Source organism: Bradyrhizobium sp. CCBAU 051011 (assembly GCF_009930815.1).
GTDB lineage: Bacteria > Pseudomonadota > Alphaproteobacteria > Rhizobiales > Xanthobacteraceae > Bradyrhizobium.
Window position 1 is genome coordinate 2,373,069 of sequence record NZ_CP022222.1, and the last position, 25,359, is coordinate 2,398,427.

23 protein-coding genes are annotated in these 25,359 nt (G+C 64.1%); 9 read left to right on the top strand and 14 right to left on the bottom strand.

Annotated features, from left to right (window positions below; all coding sequences use genetic code 11):
* Positions 1 to 90: 90 nt before the first annotated feature.
* The 8 genes from ACH79_RS11290 to ubiE form a co-directional block, all read right to left on the bottom strand.
* Entirely contained in the window at positions 91 to 813 is a 723-nt protein-coding gene (locus ACH79_RS11290; RefSeq protein ID WP_161851086.1) for a nucleotidyltransferase family protein, read from the bottom strand.
* A gap of 128 nt (positions 814 to 941) precedes the next feature.
* Positions 942 to 1,265, bottom strand: coding sequence for a PilZ domain-containing protein (locus ACH79_RS11295; protein ID WP_161851087.1), 324 nt, complete (start codon positions 1,263 to 1,265; stop codon positions 942 to 944).
* Between the two features lie 92 nt (positions 1,266 to 1,357).
* Positions 1,358 to 2,878: a tRNA (adenosine(37)-N6)-threonylcarbamoyltransferase complex ATPase subunit type 1 TsaE gene (gene tsaE / locus ACH79_RS11300; protein ID WP_161851088.1), complete on the bottom strand. Its 1,521-nt coding sequence runs from the start codon at positions 2,876 to 2,878 to the stop codon at positions 1,358 to 1,360.
* Positions 2,875 to 5,394, bottom strand: a complete 2,520-nt coding sequence (locus ACH79_RS11305) for a PAS domain-containing sensor histidine kinase (RefSeq protein ID WP_161851089.1) — start codon at positions 5,392 to 5,394, stop codon at positions 2,875 to 2,877. The genes tsaE and ACH79_RS11305 overlap by 4 nt, the downstream gene beginning before the upstream one ends.
* Before the next feature lie 173 nt (positions 5,395 to 5,567).
* Positions 5,568 to 6,026, bottom strand: a complete 459-nt coding sequence (dut, locus tag ACH79_RS11310; protein ID WP_161851090.1) for a dUTP diphosphatase — start codon at positions 6,024 to 6,026, stop codon at positions 5,568 to 5,570.
* Positions 6,023 to 7,459, bottom strand: coding sequence for a bifunctional phosphopantothenoylcysteine decarboxylase/phosphopantothenate--cysteine ligase CoaBC (coaBC, locus tag ACH79_RS11315; RefSeq protein ID WP_161851091.1), 1,437 nt, complete (start codon positions 7,457 to 7,459; stop codon positions 6,023 to 6,025). The genes dut and coaBC overlap by 4 nt, the downstream gene beginning before the upstream one ends.
* Positions 7,460 to 7,516: 57 nt before the next feature.
* A complete protein-coding gene (gene ubiB / locus ACH79_RS11320; RefSeq protein ID WP_161856317.1) occupies positions 7,517 to 9,091 on the bottom strand; it encodes a 2-polyprenylphenol 6-hydroxylase in 1,575 nt (524 codons plus the stop codon).
* Entirely contained in the window at positions 9,088 to 9,849 is a 762-nt protein-coding gene (gene ubiE, locus ACH79_RS11325; RefSeq protein ID WP_161851092.1) for a bifunctional demethylmenaquinone methyltransferase/2-methoxy-6-polyprenyl-1,4-benzoquinol methylase UbiE, read from the bottom strand. Before ubiE ends, ubiB begins: the two co-directional genes overlap by 4 nt.
* A gap of 79 nt (positions 9,850 to 9,928) precedes the next feature.
* Between ubiE and mutM the strand changes: the two genes are divergently transcribed.
* Positions 9,929 to 10,810 carry a bifunctional DNA-formamidopyrimidine glycosylase/DNA-(apurinic or apyrimidinic site) lyase gene (gene mutM, locus ACH79_RS11330; RefSeq protein WP_161851093.1) on the top strand — a complete coding sequence of 294 codons (882 nt, stop codon included), beginning with the start codon at positions 9,929 to 9,931 and terminating at the stop codon, positions 10,808 to 10,810.
* On the top strand, positions 10,798 to 11,364 hold the full coding sequence (locus ACH79_RS11335) for a GNAT family N-acetyltransferase (RefSeq protein WP_161851094.1): 567 nt from the start codon (positions 10,798 to 10,800) through the stop codon (positions 11,362 to 11,364). The genes mutM and ACH79_RS11335 overlap by 13 nt, the downstream gene beginning before the upstream one ends.
* A 113-nt stretch (positions 11,365 to 11,477) precedes the next feature.
* On the opposite strand, the gene ACH79_RS11340 is transcribed toward ACH79_RS11335, so the two are convergent.
* Positions 11,478 to 12,248 (bottom strand): ParA family protein, encoded by a 771-nt coding sequence (locus tag ACH79_RS11340; protein ID WP_161851095.1) that lies wholly within the window; start codon positions 12,246 to 12,248, stop codon positions 11,478 to 11,480.
* Positions 12,249 to 12,492: 244 nt separating this feature from the next.
* Between ACH79_RS11340 and ggt the strand changes: the two genes are divergently transcribed.
* Positions 12,493 to 14,172, top strand: coding sequence for a gamma-glutamyltransferase (ggt, locus tag ACH79_RS11345; protein ID WP_161851096.1), 1,680 nt, complete (start codon positions 12,493 to 12,495; stop codon positions 14,170 to 14,172).
* Between the two features lie 85 nt (positions 14,173 to 14,257).
* Here the strand turns inward: ggt and ACH79_RS11350 are convergent, their stop codons facing one another.
* A complete protein-coding gene (locus tag ACH79_RS11350) occupies positions 14,258 to 15,637 on the bottom strand; it encodes a serine protease (RefSeq protein ID WP_161851097.1) in 1,380 nt (459 codons plus the stop codon).
* 156 nt (positions 15,638 to 15,793) lie between these two features.
* Between ACH79_RS11350 and ACH79_RS11355 the strand changes: the two genes are divergently transcribed.
* Complete coding sequence (locus ACH79_RS11355) at positions 15,794 to 16,597, top strand: molybdopterin-synthase adenylyltransferase MoeB (protein WP_161851098.1); 804 nt, start codon at positions 15,794 to 15,796, stop codon at positions 16,595 to 16,597.
* Between the two features lie 3 nt (positions 16,598 to 16,600).
* Here ACH79_RS11355 and ACH79_RS11360 read toward each other — a convergent pair whose 3' ends face one another.
* On the bottom strand, positions 16,601 to 17,596 hold the full coding sequence (locus ACH79_RS11360) for an aldo/keto reductase (protein ID WP_161851099.1): 996 nt from the start codon (positions 17,594 to 17,596) through the stop codon (positions 16,601 to 16,603).
* Between the two features lie 120 nt (positions 17,597 to 17,716).
* On the opposite strand from ACH79_RS11360, the gene ACH79_RS11365 reads away from it, so the two are divergent.
* Positions 17,717 to 18,631, top strand: a complete 915-nt coding sequence (locus ACH79_RS11365) for a LysR family transcriptional regulator (RefSeq protein WP_161851100.1) — start codon at positions 17,717 to 17,719, stop codon at positions 18,629 to 18,631.
* A 105-nt stretch (positions 18,632 to 18,736) separates the two neighbouring features.
* Here the strand turns inward: ACH79_RS11365 and ACH79_RS11370 are convergent, their stop codons facing one another.
* Positions 18,737 to 19,738 carry a D-glycerate dehydrogenase gene (locus ACH79_RS11370; protein WP_161851101.1) on the bottom strand — a complete coding sequence of 334 codons (1,002 nt, stop codon included), beginning with the start codon at positions 19,736 to 19,738 and terminating at the stop codon, positions 18,737 to 18,739.
* Positions 19,739 to 20,084: 346 nt separating this feature from the next.
* Between ACH79_RS11370 and ACH79_RS11375 the strand changes: the two genes are divergently transcribed.
* Positions 20,085 to 20,612, top strand: a complete 528-nt coding sequence (locus ACH79_RS11375; RefSeq protein ID WP_161851102.1) for an SH3 domain-containing protein — start codon at positions 20,085 to 20,087, stop codon at positions 20,610 to 20,612.
* Between the two features lie 146 nt (positions 20,613 to 20,758).
* Here ACH79_RS11375 and irrA read toward each other — a convergent pair whose 3' ends face one another.
* Entirely contained in the window at positions 20,759 to 21,250 is a 492-nt protein-coding gene (irrA, locus tag ACH79_RS11380; protein ID WP_057844747.1) for an iron response transcriptional regulator IrrA, read from the bottom strand.
* 337 nt (positions 21,251 to 21,587) lie between these two features.
* Here irrA and fabA point away from each other — a divergent pair, with 337 nt between their 5' ends.
* From fabA to fabV, 3 genes are all read left to right on the top strand, one after another.
* The gene (gene fabA, locus ACH79_RS11385) at positions 21,588 to 22,109 is read left to right on the top strand and encodes a 3-hydroxyacyl-[acyl-carrier-protein] dehydratase FabA (protein WP_161851103.1); all 522 of its coding nucleotides are present in this window, start codon (positions 21,588 to 21,590) and stop codon (positions 22,107 to 22,109) included.
* 62 nt (positions 22,110 to 22,171) lie between these two features.
* A complete protein-coding gene (gene fabB / locus ACH79_RS11390) occupies positions 22,172 to 23,395 on the top strand; it encodes a beta-ketoacyl-ACP synthase I (protein ID WP_161851104.1) in 1,224 nt (407 codons plus the stop codon).
* Between the two features lie 84 nt (positions 23,396 to 23,479).
* Positions 23,480 to 24,649, top strand: coding sequence for an enoyl-ACP reductase FabV (gene fabV, locus ACH79_RS11395; RefSeq protein WP_161851105.1), 1,170 nt, complete (start codon positions 23,480 to 23,482; stop codon positions 24,647 to 24,649).
* Between the two features lie 111 nt (positions 24,650 to 24,760).
* Here the strand turns inward: fabV and ACH79_RS11400 are convergent, their stop codons facing one another.
* Complete coding sequence (locus ACH79_RS11400; protein ID WP_161851106.1) at positions 24,761 to 25,357, bottom strand: glutathione S-transferase family protein; 597 nt, start codon at positions 25,355 to 25,357, stop codon at positions 24,761 to 24,763.
* Positions 25,358 to 25,359 lie beyond the last annotated feature (2 nt).

Sequence of the window (25,359 nt, forward strand, 5' to 3'; positions counted from 1 at the left end):
TGAGCCTTGCGGCGGACGGCGTTCCCGGGCACGCATCGCGGATGCGTCCCGCCGACGGCGGATCGGTTCGAACCCCGGTCCAGCGCAGGATCAGGCCACGCTTTCCAAAAACGCTTCTTCCGCGGCCTGCACCGCGTCGGGGGTTCCGACGTGCATCCAGACGCCATCGAGCCGCAGCCCGAACAGCCGCTCCTGCTCGTTGGCGCGGTCGAACATCCTGGTCAGCGAGAACTCGCCAGTGGGTGCGTCCGCAAACAGCGACGGCGACATGATCGCTGCACCGGCATAGACGAACGGGACCACCTGATGTTCGCGCCGCTTGCGCAGCGCGCCGTCCGGCAGCATGGCGTAGTCGCCGCGGCCGGCATAGCCGATGCTGCTCGTGGTCGGCGCCATCAACAGCAGGATATCCATCCGTGCGGGGTCGAAGGTTTCGGCGAGCCGCTCCAGATTGGGCCGCACGCCATCGATCCACATCGTGTCGGCGTTGAGGTGGAAGAACGGCTCCGTGCCGAGCAGCGGCAGCGCCTTAACCACCGCGCCGCCGGTGCCGAGCACCTCGTCGCGCTCGTCGGAAATGATGATACGGGGACGCTTGCGGCCCGCGGTGTGCCGGATGATCTGGTCGGGCAGATAGTGCACGTTGACCACGGCTTCGGCGACACCGGCTCCGGCGAGCTTGTCGAGCACGTGATCGAGCAGTGGCTGGCCGGCCACGCTCACCAGCGGCTTCGGCATGTGGTCGGTCAGCGGGCGCATGCGCAAGCCGAGACCGGCGGCAAGGACCATGGCTTTGGTGGGCGTAACGGACATTTTCGGAGCTTCTCGAACCATCAAATCACGCCGCGGAGCATACCACGGCGATTCGCTTGAACCAGCAACCATGAGGCCTTAGTGGCCGCACATGACGGCCGTACGACGGCCACAGGCGCTGTCCAAACTCAGGCTTCGGCGTCCTCGGCCCCGCGCTTGGCCGCCTTCTTTTTCTTGTCGCCCTGTTTCAGGAAATTGACGCCGATCTGGTCGCCATTGACCCAGGCCAGTTCGCAGCGCCGATAGGCCAGCCCGGTGGACGACAGCAGCAGGAAGAATTCCTTCAGATGCAGACCCTCGACCGAACCTTCGACCGTCAGCTTGGCGCCGGTCTCGGAGACGTCTTCCATCACGCAATCACGCCGCCAGGTGCCGTCGATTCCCATCATGTGCGCTGCAAAGCCGCGCTCGAATACGACTCGATCTCCCCGGCGCCGTTCCGCCCCCGCCATGGCTGTCTTCCTGTTTCAAAAACCGGCTTACGCCATGGCTGCACAGCATGGCGGGTTCCAGATTAGATGCGGGTTGGCTAACAGGAGGTAAATCAGGGCAGTGGCGGCGGCACGTTGGCGGCATACCATTCGCGAAACGCCGCCAATGCCGGATGCGCCAGCGAGCGGTTCAAATAGGTCCAGATCCGCGGCTGATGGCGCAGATATTGCGGCTTGCCGTCGCGCCGGTTGAGCCGGGCGAAGGTGCCGAGCAGGCGCGTATTCCGCTGCGCCGACATGATGGCATAAAGTTCGGCGAAGCTGGCCGGGTCGAACTGACTGTCCGTCGCGCGCCGCGCCTTGATGTAGCGGGTCAAGAGCGACAGCTCGAGCTGTTCGGGAACGTCGAGCCGCGCGTCCTGCAATAGCGACACCAGATCGTAGGCGGCGGGGCCGATCACGGCATCCTGAAAGTCGATGATGCCGACGCGCAAAATCCCGGTGCGCTCACCGAGCCAGATGATGTTGGGCGAATGAAAGTCCCGCATCACCCAGGTTCGCGGCGCAGCCGCTGGCTTTTCCAGCAGCGTTCGCCACATCGCGATGAACTGGTCGCGTTGTTCCTGGCTCACCTCAGCGCCGCGATCTGGCAGATACCATTCGAGCATCAGCCCGATCTCGACCAGCCACGCATCGATATCGTAGCGCGGAATATCGTAGGAAGCCCGCGGCGCCAGCGGGGCCGTTTCCGGCAGGGCTTCGCGGTGCAACGCCGCGAGCATGTCGGTCGCCGCCTCATAGCGCTCGGCGATCGGCCGCGGCGGGTCGCCTTCGATGATGCCGGCGCTGCCGAAATCCTCGGTGATCAGGAATCCGGATTCGAGATCGGCATGGCGGATCGCAGGCGCCGAGAAGCCGTGAGCGCGCAGGCCATTGTCGATCGCGACGAACGGCTTGACGTCCTCGGCGAGATGAACGGCCGCGCTATAGGACTTGCCGCCATAGATCGCAGGGCCGTCCGGACGGCGCGGCGAATTCATCAGGATCGACGTGCCGTCTTTGTCGATCAGGCGTGCATAGGAGCGCGTCGAGGCATCGCCGGGCATGCGCTCACGCGCGGCATTCAGAAAGCCGGCGTCTTCGAGAAATTTTCGCAAAGCCTTCAGCCGCGCCACCTGCGCCGCCGCCTTGCCGTAGCCGGTGATCTCGGCGGCGCGGGCGGCGGAGCCGAGCGCGGGACGATGGCTGAAGGCGATATCGATGCGGTCTTCGGGCAGCGCATCGGGGGCGCGCTCCGGCCATTCGATCAGCGCCAGCGTGCCCTCGGGCAACGGCGATAACCCGATTTCCTCCAGCTCGCTCGCATCGTTGATGCGGTAGAGATCGGCGTGCAGAAGCGGAAACGGCTGGTCGTAGTTCTGCGCCAGCGTGAATGTTGGGCTTGGTACTTCCAGCGCAGGATCATCGGCGAGATAGCGGATCATGGCGCGCGCGGCGGCCGTTTTCCCCGCGCCGAGATCGCCGGAGAGCGTGATGACGTCACCCGGGCCGACCAGCAGCGCGAGGTCGGCCATCAGATGCGCCGTCGCTGCCTCATTTGCCAGCGCCGCCGTGAATGTTGTCGGGGCGGTCATTCGGCGGCGTTGCGGTGCGCGTTCTGGTCGACCGGGAAGTCGCAGGTGACCGCCGTGCCCTTGCCGACCACCGAATCGACGCGCACCCGGCCGCCATGCAGTTCGACGAAGGAACGCACCAGCGACAGGCCAAGCCCGGCGCCGCGGTGGCGCGACCCGTGCGAGTGGCTTTCGAACCAGTCGAACACCTTGTCCTTCACATCGGCCGGAATGCCGGGGCCGGAGTCGCTGACCGTGAAGATCACGCGATGCTCGGTTCGCCGCGCGCTGATGATGACCGCGGCATCGTGCGGCGAGAATCCGACGGCGTTGGCGAGCAGGTTATAGAGCACCTGCACCACGCGCCGCTCGTCGCCGGTGAAGTTGCCGATATTGGGATCGATGTCGACCTTGAGTTCGATGCGGTCGGTCGCCAGCCGGTCCTGAATGCCCTCGGCGGCGGCCTGAATGGCTTTTTCGATGTTGACCGGGCCGAGCTCGAGCTTCATGGCGCCGGCATCGATGGTGGCGAGATCGAGGATGTTGTTGGTCAGCGCCAGCAGCGCGTTGGTCGACTTGGTGACGTAGTCGAGATATTCGGCCTGCTTCGGCGTCAGCGGGCCGGTCGAGGGATCGCTGAGGAAATGGGCGAAGCCGATGATGGTGGTCAGCGGCGCGCGCAGCTCATAGGACACGTGGTGGACGAAATCGACCTTCATCTGGTCGGCGGCTTCCAGCGCCTCGTTGCGTTCGCGCAGCGCGCGCTCGACATTTTCGGTGTCGGTGATGTCCTGCAAGGTCAGTAGCGTCGCGCCGTCCGGCAGCGGCATGGTCATGCAATCCAGCACGCTGCCGTCCTTGCGCTCCAGTTTCAGCGCCAGCTGCGCCCGGTTCTCGATTCCCGTGATCGCTTCACGGAGCGCCCGCCAGGTCAGCGCGTCGTCGAACAGCGGCTTGCACCATGCTTCCACGGTCTCAATGTGGGGCTGCTCCTTCAGCGATTCCGCCGACAGCTTCCACATTCTGGCGAATGCGGGATTGAACAGCTCGACGCGGCCATTGCTGCCGAACACCGCAACCGCCTCGGCAAGATTGTCGAGCGTTTCATGCTGGACCCGCGTCAGCCGGTCGTAGCGGCGTGCGAGATCGAGGCTTTCGGTGACATTGTCGAACAGATAGGTGACGCCGCCTTCGAGGTTTGGCGTGGTGACGACGCTCAGCGCCCGGCCGTCCGGCAGAAACCAGCTGTAGGTCGCCGGCTCAACGGCGCGGTAGGCTTCGTGCAGCTTGGCCTTCCAGGCGCGGAAGTCGGGCTGTTCGGGCAGTTTGCGCGTCGCGCGCAAACGGTCGAGCACGCTGGAATCGTCGGGGTTGGAATCGAGGAAGGCCTGATCCAGGCTCCACAGCCGCCGGTAGGATTCGTTATAGAAGGCCAGCCGCCGTTGGCCGTCGAACACGGCAACCCCTGACGACAACTGATCGAGGGTTCGGCGATGGGCTTCCGCCATCCGCTCCATGGCGTCGCGCAACGCCGTCGCCTCGCTGGCGTCGATGGCGATGCCGGCACTGCCTCCGCCGAGCCTGAGTGCCTGAACGTCATAGATGCGCCGCTCGCCGCCGACCACGATCGGCAGCCGCGCGCTGAAGCTGGAATTGTCGTTCAGCACCTTGCCCATCTCGACGCGCTGGTCATTCTCCAGCAGTTCGAGATTGCGATGGAGCGTGTCTGCGAGGTTTGAGCCCTCGGTGGCGCGCACATAGGCCGTATTGGCGTAACGCAGATTGCCCTCGGTGCTCTTGGCCCAGATCGGCCAGGGCGCGGCGGCGGCGAAGTCGCGCAACAGATCCGTCTCCTCCAGCAGCGTTCTGTAGCGCAGATTAGCCTCGGCGAGGTCACGGCGCAGCCCGCCTAGTTCGCGAATCCGCACAATGGCCTGTCCGCCGATGGCGCGGCCCATCGCTTCGATGGCACGGCCGTTCGAGGTGGAGAGATTGAGCAGAAAGCCTTCGCCGGTCGCGCACAGTGCGTCGACCGCATGGTCCATCTGCAGCGCCGGTTCCGGCGGCAGCCAGGTTCCGAAGGCGAGGATGCGTTGCGGCGAGTTCGAGAGCGCGTCCTGCGAGATCAGAAGCGAGATATCGCCGCTGATCTGCGGCCGGTTGTCGCCCGCCGCCCAGGAGATGAGAACCTGGGGCTCGGCGAACAGAAGCGCACGCAGCCGGTCGGCCTGCACCTGCAGGTCGGCGATGTCGGAGCGCAGGCTGAGTTCGGTGCGGGTGGCCCGAATGCGTGTACGCATCAAGAGGATCGCCGCCACCACGGTGAAACCGAGCAACGACAGCGCCGTCGTCAGCGCCGCGAATTCCTGGTGATTGAGGTCTAACAAGGCGGAAATTGCCTGTGTGATAGTCAAATCGGCGGCGAACGCGGGTTTAGACAACGCGGGGAGAGCGATGGCAAGCGCGATCGTACCGTGGCGCGCCAGTGAGGTGCACGACAGCAGGGTTCGACGCATCGCCGCGACTACGCCCGACATTATTTGCCCCAAAAACGCACGACTGCAGGCCCGGCCCTACCCCCGCCGTGCACGAATCAAGTGAGAGTATCCCTCAAACGCGACTCAAGGGGTAAGAGTCCAGACCGTGAACGTGAATCTGGCTGTGAAGAAATCGGCGGATCAGCAATTTCAGCCGTGTTTAGCGACGCAATTCAACGCCCGGTCGACCCGAAACCGCCACTGCCGCGATCGGTTGTCGAGAGCGACGCAACGGGAACCAGTTCCGCCTGCACCACCGGCGCGATCACCAGCTGAGCGATCCGTTCGCCGCGCTTGATCGGAAACGGTGCGCCGCCATGGTTGATCAGAAGCACGTTGATCTCGCCGCGGTAGTCCGCATCCACCGTGCCCGGCGAATTCAGCACCGTGATGCCGTGCTTGGCGGCAAGCCCGGAACGTGGCCGGACCTGCGCCTCATAGCCTGACGGCAGCGCGATCGTCAGCGCCGTCGGTACCATCGCGAATTTTCCGGGCGAAAGAATCAGTGGCGCGTCCGCCGGCACCGCCGCGAGCAGGTCGAGCCCCGCGGCATCGGCGCTCTGATAGGCCGGCAGGGCCAGGCCTTCGCCGTGCGGTAATTGGCGGATGTCGACCTTCACCGTCGCGCTCACGAATTCTTCTCCACGCTTTTCGCAATCTTCGCCACCAGTTCGGTGGCGACCTGTTCCTTGGTCATGGCCGGCCAGGACTCGACCTTGATGTTGTCGGCATTGATCTCGTTGCCATCGCGCGTCAGCAGATGGACGGTGTTGCGATCGCCGCCCATCACGCCGGTTGCGGGCGAAACGTCGTTGGCGACGATCCAGTCGCAGCCCTTGCGCGCAATCTTGGCCTTGGCGTTGTCGATCAGGTGCTCGGTCTCGGCGGCGAAACCGATCACCAGCGGCGGACGCTTGTCCGTCAGCTTCGAAATCGTCGCGAGAATGTCGGGATTTTCGACCAGTTGCAGTGGCGGCATGCCGGCAGAGGTCTTCTTCAGCTTCTGCTCGCCTTCGTTGGCGACGCGCCAGTCGGCGACGGCGGCGGCGAAAATCGCAATGTCCGCCGGCAATGCGGCCTGCACCCGGTGCAGCATGTCGCGGGCCGATTCCACCCGGATCACCGTAACGCCGGCGGGATCGCGTAATTCGACCGGGCCGGAGACCAGCGTGACGTCAGCGCCCGCGGCCCGTGCTGCGGCGGCGATGGCAAACCCTTGCTTGCCGGACGAGCGGTTGGCGATATAGCGCACGGGATCGATCGGCTCATGCGTCGGCCCCGCCGTGATCAGCACGCGCTTGCCCGCGAGCGGGCGCGGCTGCGGCGGCCGCAGGATGTCGATGGCGGCGGCGGCGATCTCGACGGCCTCCGACATCCGCCCGACGCCGGCTTCATTGGACTCAGCCATCTTGCCGGCATTGGGGCCGATCATCTGGACGCCGTCGCGGCGGAGCTGCAGCACGTTGCGGCGGGTGGCGGCGTTATTCCACATCAGCGGATTCATCGCGGGCGCCAGCAGGATCGGCCGGTCGGCCGCGAGCAGGATTGCGCTGGCGAGATCGTCGGCATGGCCCTGCGCCATCTTCGCCATCAGGTCGGCGGTCGCGGGCGCCACAATGATCAAATCGCATTCGCGTGCCAGGCGGATGTGACCGGCGTCGAATTCGCTGCCGGGATCGAACAGATCCGTATAGACGCGCTCATGCGAGAGCGCGCTGGCGGAAAGCGGCGTGACGAATTGCTGCGCCGCTTTGGTCAGCACACAGCGGACGTCAATGTGCCGCTCCTTCAGCCGCCGGATCAGTTCCAGCGATTTGAAGGCAGCGATGCCGCCGCCAATAATCAGGGTGACGTTCCGCGCGTTGGAGGCGTCGACCGAGCGCGGGGCCTGTGCGGGGGCTTCGGCGGCGGAGCTGGGGGCGCCTGGCAATTCGGGACGTCCCTGGATGAGTTCTCCCAGGATGACCCGAACCTCCTCTTCGACGGAGCGGCCATTCCCGGCCGATCGGAGTCGCAAATAGGCTTTGACGGCTTCGTCGAGTTTTCGGATGGTCAGGCTGGCCATCGGGGGGCTCCGGCGGAGATATGCAGGCAATGCTAGCACATGATGCTATCATTGCAATCACAACTGCCGGACGGCGATCAGAATCCCGATAAAGGTCGCTGCGATGATCCAGAGCGCCACCGTCCGCCAGCGGCTCTTGCGGCCCTCGGCGCGGCCCAGGGCGGCGATCGTCTCTGGCGACAGCGTCAAGCCCTCGCGGGTCATCTTCTCCATGTTCTCGATCACGGCAACCGCCCGGGAGGCGATCGCAGGCAGGCTCGCCGCCACGCGGCCAAGCTCGCCCGCGCCGGACATCGCGCCTTGAACCCGGCCCAGCGGACCGAGATTGCGCTCGATCCATTCGCGCACCACGGGATCGGCGACCTTCCAGATATCCAGTTTGGGATCGAAGCCGCGCGCGACCCCTTCGACCACCACCATGGTCTTTTGCAACAGGATCAGCTCGGGCCGGGTCTGCATGTCGAACAGGCCGGTGACTTCGAGGAGAAGCGTCAACAGCTTCGCCATCGAGATTTCTTCGGCGGTGCGATTGTGGATCGGCTCGCCGATGGCGCGGATCGCCTGCGCGAAATTCTCCACCGAGTGATGGCCCGGCACGTAGCCGGCCTCGAAATGCACTTCCGCGACGCGGCGATAGTCGCGCGTGATGAAGCCGAGCAGGATCTCGGCGAGGAAGCGCCGCTCCTTCAGCCCGAGCCGGCCCATGATGCCGAAATCGACGGCGACCAGCCGGCCGGCATCGTCGAGAAACAGATTGCCGGGATGCATGTCGGCATGAAAGAAGCCGTCGCGCAGCGCGTGACGCAGAAAACTCTGGATCACCTTGCGGCCGAGATCGGGCAAATCGACCTGCGATGCTTCGAGGCGCGCGTGATCATTCAGCGCGATGCCGTCGATCCACTCCATCGTCAGCACGTTGTGGGTGGTGCGGTCCCAGTCGACGGTCGGCACGCGGAAATCCGGATCGTCGCGCGTGTTCTCCGCCATCTCGGATAGCGCGGCTGCCTCAAGTCGCAAATCCATCTCCATCGCGACCGAGCGCGACATCGTATTGATGACTTCGATCAGCCGCAGCCGCCGTGCTTCAGCCGAGTGCGCTTCCGCATTTCGCGCGACGAAGAAGAAATCAGCGAGGTCGCGATGGAAACGCGAGGCGACATTGGGCCGGAGGACTTTGACGGCGACCGCCCGGCGTACGCCATTGCGCTCCACCTCGCCGCGATGCACCTGTGCGATCGAGGCGGCAGCGACCGACGGTCCCAGGCTGACAAAAGCCTGCGCCACAGGGCGTTCCAGCGATGCGGCGATCACGGCCTCGGCTTCAACTTGCGCAAACGGCGGCAGCCGGTCCTGCAGGCTTTCCAGATCGCGCGCCATCGCGACGCCGACCACGTCGGGGCGGGTCGCCAGAAACTGTCCGAGCTTGAGATAGGCGGGGCCCAGCCGCGTCAGCGCGCGCGACAGCCGCGGACCGACCTTGGTGCCGGGCCGCTCGATCAGCCGCGCCAGGCGCAGCGCGAGTTGCCCGGGCGGCGGCACCAGGCTCGGGTCGACTACGCCGAACACGCCTTCGCGTGCGAACACGTAAGCGGCGCGGACGAGCCGCGCGATGTGGGGCGCCGCAGAAATCACAAACGCCAGCCCGAATGCAAAGCCACGATGCCGCCGGAGAGGCTTTCCCACTTCACCCGCGCAAAGCCGGCGGCGCGGATCATCTCGGCAAATTGATTGGGCCGGGGGAATTTCCGGATCGATTCGACGAGATACCGGTAGGATTCCGCATCGCCCGTCACGGCGCGGCCGAGCGGCGGGATCACCTTGAACGAGAACTGATCGTACAGCCAGTCGAGCCCGGGAACGTCAACGGTGGAGAATTCCAGGCACAGGAATCGGCTGCCCGGCCGCAGCACGCGATAGGCCTCGCGCAAGGCGGCGTCGATCCGCGGCACGTTACGGATGCCGAAGGCGATGGTGTAGGCGTCGAAGGAGCGATCGGGAAACGCCAGTTTCTCGGCATTGCCCTCGACAAAGGCGACCTGATGGTCGAGATGGCGCGCCAGCGCGCGGTTGCGGCCGACCTCGAGCATGTCGGTGTTGATGTCGCAGACGGTGGCATGGAAACCCAGGCCTGCCGCTTCCGCCGCGCGGAAGGCGATATCGCCGGTGCCGCCGGCGACGTCGAGCAGCGCAAACGGCGCGTCGTTTTTCGGCGGGTTGAGTGCCATAATCATGATGTCTTTCCAGACCCGGTGCAGGCCCGCCGACATCAGATCGTTCATCAGGTCGTAACGCCGAGCCACGCTGTGAAAAACGTCGTTCACCAGCGTCTGCTTGTCGCCCAAGGGCACGTCCCTGAAGCCAAAATGGGTGGTTTGATCCGGCCGGTCCATCAACTTTACTCCCTAGGCCAACCATAGCGCGCCGGCCGCAATGGCGCTATCACGTCACCTCCATAAGGTGAATGCCTGTATGCCTGAATTGCCTGAAGTTGAGACCGTCCGCCGCGGCCTGCAGCCCGCCATGGAGGGGTCGAAAATCCTCAAAGCGGAAGCCCGCCGCAAGGATCTGCGCTTTCCCTTTCAAAAAGATTTTATCGCGCGGCTGGAGGGCCAGACCGTGACCGGCCTCGGCCGCCGCGCCAAATACCTGATGGCCGATCTCGGCTCCGGCGACGTGCTGCTGATGCATCTGGGCATGTCCGGCTCGTTCCGGGTGCTGGACGGCGACCGGAACGATACGTCCGGTCAATTCCACCATCCGCGTAGCGAGGACCGAGCGCATGACCACGTGGTGTTTCACATGTCATCGGGCACGGCGATCGTGTTCAACGATCCGCGCCGCTTCGGCTATATGAAGATCATCGCCCGCAACGCGCTGGAGGACGAACCGCTGTTGAAGGATCTCGGACCGGAGCCGCTCGGCAACGAATTCGACGCCGCGATGCTGGCGGCATCCTGCGCCAACAAGAAGACCAGCCTGAAAGCCGCGCTGCTCGACCAGCGCGTGGTCGCCGGCCTCGGCAATATCTATGTCTGCGAGGCGCTGTACCGGTCGCATCTGTCGCCGCGCCGACTGGCGGCAACGCTGGCGACCAAGAAGGGCGAGCCGACCGATCATGCCGGGCGGCTGGTGAATGCCATTCATTCGGTGCTGAACCAGGCGATCAAGGCCGGCGGCTCCTCGATCAACGACCATCGCCTGACCTCGGGCGAACTCGGCTACTTCCAGCACTCGTTCCAGGTCTATGACCGCGAGGGCGAGAAGTGCCAGACCTCGAACTGCGGCGGCATTGTGCGGCGCTTCGTGCAGAATGGCCGCTCCACTTTCTGGTGCCCGAAATGTCAGAAATAACCGTCACTCCGACGCTCGAGACGAAGCGACTGATCCTGCGGCCGCTCGCGATGTCGGATGCGCCAGCGATCCAGCGCCATTTCAACAACTGGAACATCATCCAGCATCTCGCGCAGGTGGTTCCCTGGCCGTATCCGGAAGACGGCGCGGTGACCTTCATTACGCAGGAACTGGAAAGGGTCGCCGCAGGCGAGGAGATCTATAATTGGATGCTGGTGCTGCGCGGCGGCGATGGCGAGGCGATCGGGAATATTCGCTTTCGCCCGAGGTCGGACAATGTGAAGGGCAACCGGGGCTTCTGGCTCGCGGAGCGTTATTGGAATCAGGGTTTGATGAGCGAAGCCGTTTCGGCGGTGAATGATTTTGCCTTCCGCACGCTCGGGATCGAGAGCTTCTACGCCTGCAATGCGGCTACCAACGTGGCGTCGCGCCGGGTCAAGCAGAAGACCGGCGCCGAGTTCCTCGGCTATGTCGAGCTTGCCCATCACGACGGTCAGACGCTTGCGGAAAAATGGCGCGTGACGCGGGAAAACTGGTTGCGCCGGAATCGATAGCGAAGCGAAGCAATCCAGCCACCAGCCTCGCTGGATTGCTTCGCCTTCGGTCGCCGAGCTTCGGCGGATAAGTCGTCGCTCGCTCCCCGCATTGGCGTCGCGGGAGAGGGCTATCAGGTTCGAGCTGGGATTCTCAGGAAGCGAGCGCTGTCGTTCGCGATGGACGGGAGCGCCGCCATCGCGGGAAGAATCGCGGGCGTTTTCACCAACGCCTCGATGATCGGCGCGTCGCTGGCTGTCGCCGCATTGCCCAACCGCGCGTCGAGCCACTGCCAGAGGGCCCGGATTTCCTCGGCGGATTTGCCGTCTGGTGCATGTTCGCAGACCGCAAGGCCGGCGCTCAGTGCGTCCTGGTGATCGTTGCGCATCACGATGAGAGGCTTGGCAAGGATGTCGCCGATGTCGAGCGCGGCCTCGCAGCTCAGCAGGTTCTCCGCGCCCGCGAGGCGCGCCGCGGCCCGGATCGGGGTCTGATTCAGGACGTAGGCGAACGGCTTGTGCCAGGCCCTGACGACGCTGAGCGTCGCGGCCGTCGCCTCGATGTCGGCGATGCTTGGACGCGTCGGAATCAGGCAGAAGTCGGCATAACGAATGGCTGAATTGGTCGCGGCGCTGATCCCGCCCGCGGTATCGACGATCGCTACCGTCACGCCCTCGCGGCCGAGCGATTGCAGGCGCTGTTCGACCTCCCTGGCGGCGTAGATCGGCTCGACGATCGGCGCGGCATACGGGCGGCGGCGCTTCCAGTTCGAAAGGGTGCCCTGCTGGTCCGTCTCGATCAGGCGGACATTGTGCCCGGCCCGGATGGCCGCAAGTGCAAGGCTGATGGCGAGCGTGCTTTTCCCCGCGCCACCCTTCTGGGTGGCCAATACGATCGTCTGCATTCTGGATCCTCTGGATAGCTTTCAGGCATTTGGATTACGCCACGAGCCCCGCCGCATTCTGCGACGTCGAATTACGCGCTCGCTCAGACGTGCCCAGCCCGATCCAAAGGTCAGGGGATCGCGGTTGTCCGAATCAGTCAGCTTGCAATGATGCCCGATTCTGGAAAGGTGGTCATCCGGGCAAATACTGCCGTGTGGTGCATTTTGTGCCGGGTGAAACCACAACAAGAAACGGGAAAACAGCATGACGGGTCATTGGCGGGATCGCGCAGCCACCACTTTTCAGTGCCAGAAGCAGCCCGCGGCCGGCAGCCGCGGCATGGTGGTCAGCAATCACCCGCTGGCATCGAGCGCGGGCGCGGAAATGCTCGCGGCCGGCGGCAACGCCGTTGATGCTGCGATCGCGACCCTGTTTGCGCTGACGGTAGTCGAACCGATGATGGTCGGCATTATCGGCGGCGGCATGGCCCATGTCCGCACTTCCGACGGCAGCCACCGCTTCATCGACGGCCAGAGCACGGTGCCGCTGGCGGTCAGGCCCGATACCTACACCTCGAAGCCCGGCTCGGCGCATGACGTGTTCGATACCGTCGGCGATGAAAATCTGAACGGCCCGAAGGCCGTCGCGGTGCCGGGCTCGCTGAAAGCCTGGTGCGAGACGCTGCAGCGGTTCGGCACCATGAGCCTTGCCGACATCATGCAGCCCGCCATCAAGTATGCCGCGCGCGGCTATGCGGCGACGCCTTACTTGCACGAATGCATCACCGATAGCGCCGCAGAGATGTTGAAGGACAAGGCGATCTCGGCGATCTATTTGCCCAAGGGGACCCCGCTGAAAGCCGGCGAGCGCGTGGTGCAGTCGGAATATGCGGAGACGCTGCGCTACATTTCGCAGCATGGCGAGGCGGCGCTGTATCACGGTCCGCTCGGCGATATCCTCGTCGATTACATGAAGAAAAACGGTGGCTTCATCGCCCGCGAGGACCTCACGGGCTACAAGGCCGTCGAGCGCCAGCCGATTCGCGCCGATTATCGCGGCTGGCAAATTCTGGGGCCGCCGCCGCCCGCGGCCTCCGGCGTGCACATCGCCCAGATGCTCAACATTCTCGAAGGCTATGATATCGCAAAGCTTGGCTTCGGCTCGGCGGAGACCATCCATTATCTCGCCGAGGTGCTCAAGATCGCCTTTGCCGATCGCGCCGCCGCCAGTGGCGACCCTGAATTCATCAACGTGCCGGTCGAGCGCCTGATCTCGAAGGCCTATGCCGACGAACGTCGTCGGGCGATCGATCCTGATCGCGCGCAAGCCTGGAGCGCCGGCATCGCGCAGCTCGAAAGCGCTGATACCACCCACATGACGGCGGCGGATGCGTTCGGCAACGTGGTCGCGACCACGCAGACCATCAACAACCTGTTTGGCGCGAAAATCCTGATACCCGGGCTCGGCGCCATCCCGAACAATTACATGAACCTCTACGATCCCCGTCCCGGCCACGCGCTATCGCTGGCACCGGGCAAGCGCGTAACCACCTCGATGTCGCCGATGATGGCATTGCGCGACGGCAAGCTCGTTTACGCGCTCGGCCTGCCCGGCGGAAAGCGAATCTTTCCGAGCGCAATGCAGGCACTGATCAATCTGATCGACCACGGCATGAACTTGCAGGAGGCGGTCGAAGCGCCGCGGGTCTGGACCGAGGGCAATGCGCTCGAACTCGAACTGGCGGTGCCTGACAATGTTTGCGCCAAACTTGCCGCGATGGGTCACAAGGTGCAGCCGATGCCGACAGTCGCCGGCGGCATGAATGCAATCCAGTTCCACGAGGACGGCACGATGTCGGGCGCGGCGTGCTGGCGCGCGGACGGCACGCCGGTCGGCATCGCCGGTGGTCTCGCGCGCGCCGGGGTAAGGTTTGGGTTGAGCTGAGAACTCGCGCCGGCTCATCGGCTCCAGCATGGGCCGTCTCTGGAATACCGGGTCACCCGCTTTCGCTTTCGCGGGTGACGACGGCTTACTTCCTTACGCAGATCACGCGAACCACCGATGCTTTAGCATCCGGCGATCCACCGGCTGCGCTGACGCCATTGGCCTTGAGGAAGTTTCGTACCGTGTCGGCCGTCACCAAAACGGCCTGTGCCGCCGGCGCGCCATTCGCCAGCCCCGCTACCTGAACCGGCTTCAACAGTGCGATGCCGGCAAATCTGCCGTCGTCATCCTGCGCAGGGGCGCCGGAAAAGCCGAGTGCGGGCGCGGGCGTCAGCGCGATATCGTTGGTGCCGCCAAGCTGGGCCACTGAAGCCTTGGTGCTGGTTACCGCAGCGCCGCCGCCCTGGTTCTGCGGATCGGCAATGCCGGTGAGATCGAGCGCCGTTTTCATAGCGGGATTGGCAAGATTCAACGCCTTTAGCCCGCGTGCGCCATAGATGCGCAGCAGCGCGAGATCGTGCTCCTTGTCCTCGGCGATTCGATCGGCATTGCCGAAGCCCGAGATCGCCACCGTGAGGCAGCCGTCGGTGATCTGGCGGTCGGTGATGATCGCGCCGTCGTCACCGACGACGACACCAGTGCCGTATTCCACGGTCTTGCGCGGCGGCGGCCCCGCCGTTTGCGCGGCCGCAGGAAATGCGTTGAACGCGCTAGACATCGCGATCACGACGGGCTCCACCGTGTTCTCGGTCGCCTGGTCGTACATGATGGTGAGAATGCGGACCTCGTCGCCCTTGAAGGTGCCGCGGATGTAAAACTTCTTCAGGCCCTGCAGGCCGGACAGCACGAAGAAATCCGGCTTGACCACCGTGTAGTCGATGTTGCGGCCCGGCTCTTTCTTCTCGCGCTCGGCAAGTCTGGCGGTGGTCGGATTGGCCTCCTTGCGTCGCGCCAGTTGAATCTGGATGGTGCCGGTCGGCGAGGTCCATTTGGTGCCGTTGGCGTCACTGGCCTGCTGCGGCACCAGTTTGGTGGGGATCCCCAGCCGCACGCCGGTGCCGGGATCGGTGGCGATCTTCCAGCCGACGCTTTCCTGCTTTTTCCTCGCGGTATCGGCGAGGGCACCGCGCTCCTGCGGATTGAGCACGCCGGTCTGCTTGCCGCCGCGCGATTTCTGGAATTCCTTGATCGCATTGACCATGCGCTCGCTGACGTCGCCGGTGATGGCGCCGTTATATTGCCCGACCCAGGCCAGATCCGATTGCAGCGCCAGCCGCTCGGCCTGTCCCAGCGCCTTGGCGGTGTCCTCCGGCTTCTGCAGCGCGGGGCGTACCGGCACCGTCGTGACTTGTTTCGGCTGGACACCCGCTGTGGAGGGCGGCGTCATTTGTGCCTGCGCGGGGGCCCCGGCGATCACAAAGGCCGAGGCCGCGATCATCAATGTTGCTGAAGGCACCAATCTCATGACAAATCCCGGCGGAAGAGGGGAGTGCGATCATTGACGTCCGGCCAATTAAGCACATCTGCTTAGTCGGCAACAACCGCGCCCCGGTTCAGGGATTCTCGGTTTCCCTCGTTCTGGTTTGACTGTCGGGATGCGGGAGAAGGAAATAGTGCGACTATGCTGACGGCCGACGAACTCGAACGCTACGCCCGCCACATCGTGCTGCGCGAAGTCGGCGGCCCCGGGCAGGCCGCGCTGAAGGAGGCCTCGGTGCTGGTGATCGGCGCCGGCGGCCTCGGCGCGCCCGTCCTGATGTATCTGGCGGCGGCCGGTGTCGGCAGGCTCGGCGCGGTCGATGACGACATCGTCTCGCTGTCCAATCTGCAGCGGCAGATCATCCACACCACGCCAGATATCGGCCGGCTCAAGGTCGACAGTGCCGCGGAGACGGTTCGCGCGCTCAATCCCCATGTCCAGTTCGAGCCGCATGCGGTGCGTCTCAATGCGGGGAATGTGATGGCGCTGATCGACGATTACGATCTCGTGCTCGACGGCTCCGACAATTTCGAAACCCGCTATCTGATTTCCGATGCCTGCTTCTTCGCCGGCAAGCCGCTGATCACGGCGGCGCTGGGGATGTTCGACGGATCGCTGACGACAATCCGGGCGCACGAACGGGACGCCGACGGCCGTTTCAACCCGACCTATCGCTGCCTGTTTCCCGAACCGCCGCCGCCCGGCACCGTACCGGCCTGCGCCGAGGCCGGCGTGATGGGTGCGTTGGCGGGCATGCTCGGCTCGATGATGGCGCTGGAGGCGATCCGCGAAATCGTCGGCTTCGGCGAAAGCCTGGTCGGACGGCTGGTGATGGTGGACGCGCGCGCGATGCGCTTTGAAACCCTGCGCTACGCGCGCGATCCGCAAAACCCGCTCAACGGCGATACGCCCGTCATCGTCGATCTGAGCGGGCACGCGGCGTAGTATTCACCGCTTCTCGCTGTCCATATGCGCAAGCTGCGCTTCGGGATAGCGCGCGCCTGCGGCCACGCCCGGTGGGAATGCTTCGGCAAGCGCGGCCTGATGAGCCGGCGTCAGCTTCACTTTGAGGGCACCCAGCGCTTCGGCAAGACGATCGCGGCGGCGGGCGCCGACCAGCGGCACGATATCGTTGCCCTGCGCTGCGACCCAGGCGATGGCGACCTGCGCGGGCGAAGCGCCGACGTCGTCGGCAACGCGCCGCAAGGAGTCCACCAGCGTCAGGTTGGCGTCGAGATTGCTGCCCTGAAAGCGCGGGCTCATGCTGCGAAAATCCTGCGCGCTGGAACGATCCTTGGTCCAGTGGCCGCTGATCAGGCCGCGCGCCAATACACCATAGGCAGTGATGCCGATGCCGAGTTCGCGGCAGGTTTTCAGAATGTCGGCTTCGATGCCGCGTGCGAGCAGCGAATACTCGATCTGCAGGTCGATGATCGGATGCACGGCGTGCGCCCGGCGAATGGTGTCGGAGCCGACTTCGGAGAGGCCGATATGCCTGATCCAGCCGGCCTTGATCATGTCGGCCATCGCGCCGACGGTTTCTTCGATCGGCACATCCGGATCGAGCCGCGCGGGCCGGTAGATGTCGATGGTGTCGACACCCAGCCGCTGCAGCGAATAAGCGACAAAATTCCTGATCGCGGCCGGGCGGCTGTCATAGCCGAGAAAGCCCTTGTTGGGATCGCGCAGCGCGCCGAATTTCACGCTGATCTGCAGATTGTCGCGGTTGCGCCCCGTGAGCGCTTCGCGGATCAGCATCTCGTTATGGCCCATGCCGTAGAAATCGCCGGTGTCGAGCAGAGTGATGCCGGCATCGAGCGCGGCGTGGATGGTGGCGATGCTCTCGTTGCGGTCGGCGGGGCCGTAGAAGTCCGACATGCCCATGCAGCCCAGTCCGATGGCCGAGACGGTTGGACCTGTCGTGCCGAGTTTGCGATTTTCCATGATAGTTCTCCTCGATGTGCCGGCGGCCGTTTCGCGCCGTCGTGACGAGGCTGATATGAACCCTCGCGGCTGAACCGATAAGCTGGACAATTCGCAACAGCTTGTTCAGTATATCGAACAATGAAGGATTTCGACCTCCGCGACCTCAGTGCTTTCGTCGCCATCGCGCGCACCCAGAATTTCCGCCGGGCCGCGACCGAGCAGGGCGTTTCCGTCTCGAGCCTCAGCCAGCGGCTGCGCGACATGGAAGAGCGGCTCGGCGTTCGCCTGATGAACCGCACCACGCGCAGCGTTGCGCTCACCGAAGCTGGCGAGCTGCTGCTGGCCCGCGTTGCGCCTGCGATGCAGGATGTCGGCGAAGCGATCGATCAGGTGCGCGGCTTGCGCGGCGTGCCGTCGGGACGCCTGCGCATCAACGCCCCGCCGCCGGCGATCGACCTGGTGCTGGCACCGATGGTGGCGCCGTTTCTTCAGAAACATCCGAAAATCGATCTGGAGATCGTCGGTGAAAGTTCGTTTGTCGATATCGTCGCCGCCGGCTTCGACGCCGGCGTGCGCTATGGCGAACATCTGGCACAGGACATGATCGCGGTGTCGCTGGGTTCGCCGCAGCGTTACGCGGTGGTGGCGTCGAAGGAATATGTGGCGCGACACGGCCGGCCGGAAGCGCCGAAGGATCTGCTCGATCACGCCTGTATCCGCACCCGTTTCGGCAGCGGCGCGATGCTGGATTGGGAATTCGAGAAGGCCGGGCGTGTCGTCAAAATCTCACCGCCGGCAAAGCTGGTCGCGGCGCATCTGGGGCTGGCGCTGCGTGCCGTCCATGACGGCACAGGGTTCTGGATGACGTTTGAGGGTTACGTGCGCTACGGCATCAAGTCCGGCGCGCTGGTCAGCGTGCTCGACGATTGGTGTGCGCCGTTTCCGGGACCGTTTTTGTATTATCCGAGCCGGCGTCAGCCGCCGCCGGCACTTGCCGCATTCGTCGCGTTCATTGCGGAATGGCGCAAGCGGGAAAAGCGCAAGAGCAAATGAAGCGTAGCCCGGATGGAGCGAAGCGCAATCCGGGGACAGTGTGACTCGCGGATTGAGTTGTCCCGGATTTCGCTGCGCTCCATCCAGGCTACGTGTGCTCCCCGCTCACAGCATGCTGGGCAGCACGCGATCCGGCGGCTTGTGATTGTCCAGGAAGGTGCGGATATTGATGATTACCTTCTCGCCCATCTCGACGCGGCCCTCGATGGTGGCCGAGCCCATATGCGGCAGCAACGTTACCTTGCCGGCCTTGGCGAGCCGCACCAGCTTCGGATTGACCGCAGGTTCGTGCTCGTAGACGTCGAGGCCGGCGCCGCCGACGTCGCCAGCCTCTAACAGCTTGATCAGCGTGTCCTCGTCGATTACCCCGCCGCGTGCGGTGTTGACGATATAGGCGTCTTTGCGGATCAACTTCAGCCGCCGTGCCGACAACAGGTGATAGGTCGCCGGCGTATGCGGACAGTTCACCGAGATGATGTCCATCCGCGCCAGCATCTGGTCGAGGCTTTCCCAGTAGGTCGCGCCGAGCTCCTCGGCGATGCGCGGCGGCACGGGACGGCGGTTGTGATAGTGGATCTGCAGGCCGAAGGCGCGCGCCCGGCGGGCGACCGCCTGGCCGATGCGGCCCATGCCGATGATGCCGAGGCGCTTGCCGCCGATGCGATGGCCGAGCATCCAGGTCGGCGACCAGCCCGGCCAGCTCTTGCCGTCGGGGAGGATGGTTGCGCCTTCGATCAGCCGCCGTGGCACCGCGAGAATCAACGCCATGGTCATATCGGCGGTGTCTTCGGTCAGCACTTTCGGCGTGTTGGTCACCGTGATGCCACGCGCATGCGCTGCCGTGACGTCGATATTGTCGACGCCGTTGCCGAAATTGGCGATCATGCGCAGCTTGCAGTCGGGGTGCTTGAGCATCTCCTCGCTGATCGTGTCGGTGACGGTCGGCACCAGCACGTCGGCCGAGCGGCTGGCTTCGGCAATCTGCTGCGGCGTCATCGGCGTGTCGTCGAGATTCAACGTCGCGTCGAACAGCTCGCGCATCCTCGTCTCGATCGAGTCCGGCAGTTTGCGGGTGACGACGACGAGAGGTTTTTTCTTAACCGACATGTCCTGCTCTCATGAGGGGGTGCGCTGCAGCGCGCCGTTCAGGTCTCATTAACCCGGTTGTTCGACACTGCGATGGCCACGCGGTCCCGGTATCCGGCTGTTTGCTGAGGCAAGTCCCTTGGGTTCCCAATACTTCCTCGGATTCTCGGCGGAAAATCCAGGCGTTCTGGTTCTAGGCTTTCCGTCCTCTCTATCAGAAGGCCGGGCCAAGACAAGAACCCCTCGGATGTCGCAAGCCGGGTGCGGTCAAAGCGGGGGCACAGGGGTCTGGGGTTATTTCGGGCGTTAGCGGGCGGTTTCAACTCGAAGAATTCGAGTTGCGGTTGGCTCGGCAGGAGACGGGTTGATGGTGTTGAGGCGTTTCTGTTCGGTGGCGATGCTGGTGGGGTGCTGGCTTGTCGCTTCCGTCAGCACAGGATTTTCGGCCAAGGATTCGGCCACCACCACGAGCGGCCTGCCGGTGCCGCGATATGTCAGTCTCAAGTCCGATCATGTGAATGTGCGGGCCGGTCCGACCAAGGACAATGACGTCGCCTGGGTCTATACCCGCTCGGGCCTGCCGGTCGAAATCACAGCCGAGTTCGAGAACTGGCGCCGCGTGCGCGATTCCGAGGGATCCGAGGGATGGGTCTATCATTCGCTCTTGTCCGGCCGCCGCACCGCGGTCGTGACCATGAAGACCAAGGACGAGCTGGCCTCGCTCTATGACCGTCCCGATCGGACCAGCGCAATCGCCGCCCGCCTGCAGGCCGGCGTCGTCGCCCAGGTCAAGAAATGCTCCAATGGCTGGTGCCGCGTGATTGGCAATGGTTTTGACGGCTGGATCGAGCAGCAGCGCCTGTGGGGCGTGTATGCGGACGAGAAGGTGGATTGAGGCGCGCTAGCGGGTCTTTGCGCAGAAGCGTAGGGTGGGCAAAGCGAAGCGTGCCCACCATTCACGACAGCGATTTTGGATAAATGGTGGGCACGGCGCCTGCGCGCCTTTGCCCACCCTACGAATTCACGAAGTCTCTGCGAAGATCAGCGCTTCTTGCGCAGCCGCACGACCATGTCGACGCGGGCGATCTCGTAGCCCTCGGGCACGTCGGGCATCTTCGACAGCACCAGATGCGGGTCGGGAATGTCGACCAGTTCGTGGTTGTTCTCGAGATAGAAGTGGTGATGCGCGGTGACGTTGGTGTCGAAATAGGTCTTGGTGCCGTCGACCGAGACCTGACGCAGCAACCCGGCATCGGTGAGTTGGTTGAGCGTGTTGTAGACGGTGGCGAGCGAGACCGGGACCTTGGCCAGCGTCGCTTCCTCGTACAGCATTTCCGCAGTCAGATGGCGTGCGCCCTTGCCGAACAGCAGCCAGCCCAAAGCCATGCGCTGGCGGGTAGGCCTGAGACCCGCAGCCTGCAACATTTCGTTGACGTCGTGCCAGGGACAACCGGTCAACGCCGGCTGATGTCCGGCGGCACGGGCGGCCGGATCGATACCGTCGTCATTCAGGGGCGAGGCTTGGTCGTTCATGTCCACTTCGGGTACCACACGCGCTAACTTGGGCAATAATCTTGCCCAATATAAAAGGAAATCAGGTAGATGCAAGTTTTTCGCAACTAGAACTGGCCCAATGTAGAGGCGGAACAAGCGCGCCCAACGCTGCGTTTTAGCCCGTTCCGGTGCTTTCCCGGGCCCTAATGCCTATGTTACAGAGCGCGCGGACCACATATGCGATTTCGGCAGAGGCTAATGCCGATAGCACCCTAAGTAGCGCCAAATTGCGGGAACATGCGTTTCCGTCGGGAAACGGGTCCGGTTCGCTCAGAAAGCGCTCCATCGGGACATCTAAGGTAGAGGCGGGATTACGATGCTGGATCGGCGCAGCGGTTATGAATACGAGGACTTGCTGGCCTGTGGCCGCGGCGAGATGTTCGGCCCGGGCAATGCTCAATTGCCGCTGCCGCCGATGCTGATGTTCGACCGCATCACCGAGATTACCGACAAGGGCGGCGAATTCGGCAAGGGCCTGATCCGCGCCGAACTCGATGTGAAGCCGGACCTCTGGTTTTTCGGCTGCCATTTCAAGAATGATCCGGTGATGCCGGGCTGTCTCGGCCTGGACGCAATGTGGCAGATGGTCGGATTCTACCTCGGCTGGATCGGCGGCGAAGGACGCGGCCGGGCGCTGGGGCTCGGAGAATTGAAGTTCTCCGGCCAGGTGCTGCCGAACGCCCGCAAGGTTGTGTACAACATCGACATGAAGCGCGTGATGCGTTCAAAGCTGGTGCTTGGAGTCGGCGACGGCTGGCTTTCCATGGATGGCGAGATTATCTATCGCGCCAAGGATCTGAAAGTCGGGCTGTTCAAGCAGGGCACCGCGCCAGGCTGAGCAGCGCGATTGCGCAACGAACATATCTTCACAGGCGAACGAAACGGTAGGGCGAGGCGATCATGAAGCGGGTTGTCATTACGGGGATGGGCATTGTCTCGTCCATCGGAAACAACACCCAGGAAGTGCTTGCGAGCCTTCACGACGCGAAATCCGGCATCAAGCGCGCGGAGAAATACGCCGAGATGGGTTTTCGTTCGCAGGTGCAGGGCGCGCCGACCATCAATGCGGCTGACGTCATCGACCGGCGCGCAATGCGCTTCCTCGGCGAGGGCGCGGCGTGGAATCACATCGCGATGGAGCAGGCGATCCAGGATTCCGGCCTGACGCCGGCGGAAGTGTCCGACGTCCGCACCGGCATCATCATGGGTTCGGGCGGGCCGTCCGCGCGCACCATCGTCGAATCGGCCGACATCACCCGCACCAAGGGTCCGAAGCGCGTCGGGCCGTTCGCGGTACCGAAGGCAATGTCATCGACGGCGTCTGCGACGCTTGCGACCTGGTTCAAGATCAAGGGCGTCAACTATTCGATCTCGTCGGCCTGCGCGACCTCGAATCATTGCATTGGCAATGCCTATGAGACGATTCAGATCGGCAAGCAGGATGTGATCTTCGCCGGCGGCTGCGAGGAGCTCGACTGGTCGCTGTCGGTCTTGTTCGACGCGATGGGTGCGATGTCCTCGAAATACAACGATACGCCCGCCACCGCCTCGCGCCCCTACGACATCGGCCGCGACGGCTTCGTCATCGCCGGCGGCGCCGGCGTCGTTGTGCTGGAAGAACTCGAGCACGCCAAGGCGCGCGGTGCGCGCATCTATGCCGAAGTGGTCGGTTATGGCGCGACATCCGATGGTTACGACATGGTGGCGCCGTCGGGCGAAGGCGCCGAGCGGTGCATGCGCATGGCGATGTCGACCGTGAAGACCCCGATCGATTACATCAATCCGCACGCGACCTCGACGCCGGCCGGCGATCCCCCGGAAATCGAGGCGATCCGAAAGGTGTTCGGCACCGGCGACAAGTGCCCGCCGATCTCGGCGACCAAGGCGCTGACTGGCCATTCGCTCGGCGCCACCGGCGTGCAGGAAGCGATCTATTCGCTTCTGATGATGAACAACGGCTTTATCTGCGAGAGCGCCCATATCACCGAACTCGATCCGGTATTCGGCGACATGCCGATCGTGCGCAAGCGCATCGACAACGCCAAGCTAGGCACCGTGCTGTCGAATTCCTTTGGCTTCGGCGGCACCAACGCGACGCTGGTGTTCAAGCGGATGGATGCTTGATTTCGCTTTTATCTCTCCTCGCTTGCGGCAAGAGGTAGGCAAGCGGCGGAGGGGGACTTTGCTACAATCCGAAACGGGGTAGGCATGATTATCGAACCGCGCGTGCGAGGCTTCATCTGCACGACGGCACATCCTGTCGGCTGCGCCAAAAATGTCCGCGAGCAGATCGCCTATGTTCTCCGCCAGGGGGCTGTTCCGGAATGCCCCAAGCGCGTCGCCGTGCTGGGATGTTCAACGGGGTACGGCCTCGCGAGCCGCATCGTTGCGACCTTCGCAGGCGGAGCGGAGACCATCGGCGTGTCGCTGGAGCGCGAGCCCACGGCAACCAGAACAGGCAGCGCCGGCTGGTACAACAACCGCGCCTTCGAGATCGAGGCGCAAAAGATCGGACGATCTCCGCTCACGCTTGAGGGCGATGCTTTCTCCGACGAGCTGAAGAAGACCTTCATCGAGCGCGTGCGCGAAAAGTTCGGCCAGCTCGACATGCTGGTCTACAGCATGGCCGCGCCAGTGCGTACCGATCCGGTCACGGGCAAGACCTATCGTTCGGCGATCAAGCCGCTCGGCGACCCCGTCGAGATCAAGACCCTCAACACGGAAACCGGCGAGGTCTACGAGACCACCATTGCGCCGGCGAGTGAGGATGAAGCGACCGCCACGGTCGCGGTGATGGGCGGCGATGACTGGAAGCGCTGGATCGATCAACTCGCGGACGCCGGTGCGTTGGCGCCGGGCTTCCGGACGCTGAACTACACCTATATCGGCAGCGAACTGACCTGGCCGATTTACTGGAAGGGCACGCTGGGGCGCGCCAAGGTCGATCTCGACAACAAGGCGGAAGCGATCCGGAGCCGCCTCGGCCAGGACGCTGCGCGCGTGGTGGCACTGAAGGCCGTGGTCACCCAGGCGAGCTCGGCAATTCCGGTGGTGCCGCTCTATGGCACGGTGCTGTTCAAGGTCATGAAGCAGCTCGGCAATCATGAAGGCTGCATCGAACAGATCGATCGCCTGTTCCGGACCCGTCTTGGCCGGGATGCCGCAGTCGACGAGGCGCAGCGCCTTCGGGTCGACGACTGGGAGCTTTCGCCCGAAGTTCAGACGGAGGTGTCGCGCCGATGGCCGCTGCTCTCCACGGAAACGCTCGGCGAGTTGGCGGACCTTGAAGAATACAGGAGCCAATTCCTTCGCCTGTTCGGATTTGGCATCGACGGCGTCGACTACTCGCAGGACGTAGACCCCCGCGTCGTCGCATGAGCACCTAAGTTTCGTAGGGTGGGCAAAGGCGCATAGCGCCGTGCCCACCATCTATCACCGAACGCGCTTCTAATGGTGGGCACGCTGCGCTTTGCCCACCCTACGGCTTTTTCACCCCGCCGCGATCTTCTCCGCGCGCTGGAACGCCGGGCGCGCTGCGCAACGGTCGATATAAGCGTCGAACGACGGCCGCGGCGGCACCATCTTGAACAGGCGCACCGCGAAGTTCAGGCCTGAACCGAGCATGATGTCGGCGGCTGAAAACTTCTCGCCGAGGATCCACGGCCCCTTCTGCAGCGCGGTATCGAGCACGTCGAAGGTCTGCGCCGCACTCCCCCACGACGCCGTGCTCGGCGGCACCTCGAGCTTGGTGAAGAGCTGGATCAGCGCCGGCTCGATACAAGCAGGCGAGAAGAACAGCCATTGCAGATACCGCGCCCGCAGTGGATCGGTTACGGCCGGCGCGAGGTTGGTTTCCGGATAGCGGTCGGCGATGTAGGCACAGATCGCCGCCGCCTCGCCAAGCGTGGCGTCACCGTCCTTCAGCCCCGGCACCTTGCCCATCGGATTGATCGCGAGATATTCCGGCGCCTTCTGCGCGCCCGTGGTGATATCGGTGAGCACCCGCTCGTAAGGCAGTCCGGTTTCTTCGAGCAGCCAGATGGCCGAGATGGAGCGCGAACGGGGCGACCAGTAGAGCTGGATCATTC

Coding starts and splice junctions, on each gene's coding strand:
- fabB (WP_161851104.1), top strand. CDS start 22,172: ATGAAGCGGGTTGTCATTACGGGGATGGGCATTGTCTCGTCCATCGGA.
- ACH79_RS11400 (WP_161851106.1), bottom strand. CDS start 25,357: ATGATCCAGCTCTACTGGTCGCCCCGTTCGCGCTCCATCTCGGCCATC.
- tsaE (WP_161851088.1), bottom strand. CDS start 2,878: ATGACCGCCCCGACAACATTCACGGCGGCGCTGGCAAATGAGGCAGCG.
- ACH79_RS11350 (WP_161851097.1), bottom strand. CDS start 15,637: ATGAGATTGGTGCCTTCAGCAACATTGATGATCGCGGCCTCGGCCTTT.
- ACH79_RS11305 (WP_161851089.1), bottom strand. CDS start 5,394: ATGTCGGGCGTAGTCGCGGCGATGCGTCGAACCCTGCTGTCGTGCACC.
- fabA (WP_161851103.1), top strand. CDS start 21,588: ATGCTGGATCGGCGCAGCGGTTATGAATACGAGGACTTGCTGGCCTGT.
- coaBC (WP_161851091.1), bottom strand. CDS start 7,459: ATGGCCAGCCTGACCATCCGAAAACTCGACGAAGCCGTCAAAGCCTAT.
- ubiE (WP_161851092.1), bottom strand. CDS start 9,849: ATGGACCGGCCGGATCAAACCACCCATTTTGGCTTCAGGGACGTGCCC.
- ACH79_RS11370 (WP_161851101.1), bottom strand. CDS start 19,738: ATGTCGGTTAAGAAAAAACCTCTCGTCGTCGTCACCCGCAAACTGCCG.
- ggt (WP_161851096.1), top strand. CDS start 12,493: ATGACGGGTCATTGGCGGGATCGCGCAGCCACCACTTTTCAGTGCCAG.
- ACH79_RS11360 (WP_161851099.1), bottom strand. CDS start 17,596: ATGGAAAATCGCAAACTCGGCACGACAGGTCCAACCGTCTCGGCCATC.
- ACH79_RS11335 (WP_161851094.1), top strand. CDS start 10,798: ATGTCAGAAATAACCGTCACTCCGACGCTCGAGACGAAGCGACTGATC.
- ACH79_RS11295 (WP_161851087.1), bottom strand. CDS start 1,265: ATGGCGGGGGCGGAACGGCGCCGGGGAGATCGAGTCGTATTCGAGCGC.
- ACH79_RS11355 (WP_161851098.1), top strand. CDS start 15,794: ATGCTGACGGCCGACGAACTCGAACGCTACGCCCGCCACATCGTGCTG.
- ACH79_RS11340 (WP_161851095.1), bottom strand. CDS start 12,248: ATGCAGACGATCGTATTGGCCACCCAGAAGGGTGGCGCGGGGAAAAGC.
- fabV (WP_161851105.1), top strand. CDS start 23,480: ATGATTATCGAACCGCGCGTGCGAGGCTTCATCTGCACGACGGCACAT.
- ACH79_RS11290 (WP_161851086.1), bottom strand. CDS start 813: ATGTCCGTTACGCCCACCAAAGCCATGGTCCTTGCCGCCGGTCTCGGC.
- ACH79_RS11365 (WP_161851100.1), top strand. CDS start 17,717: ATGAAGGATTTCGACCTCCGCGACCTCAGTGCTTTCGTCGCCATCGCG.
- irrA (WP_057844747.1), bottom strand. CDS start 21,250: ATGAACGACCAAGCCTCGCCCCTGAATGACGACGGTATCGATCCGGCC.
- ACH79_RS11375 (WP_161851102.1), top strand. CDS start 20,085: ATGGTGTTGAGGCGTTTCTGTTCGGTGGCGATGCTGGTGGGGTGCTGG.
- mutM (WP_161851093.1), top strand. CDS start 9,929: ATGCCTGAATTGCCTGAAGTTGAGACCGTCCGCCGCGGCCTGCAGCCC.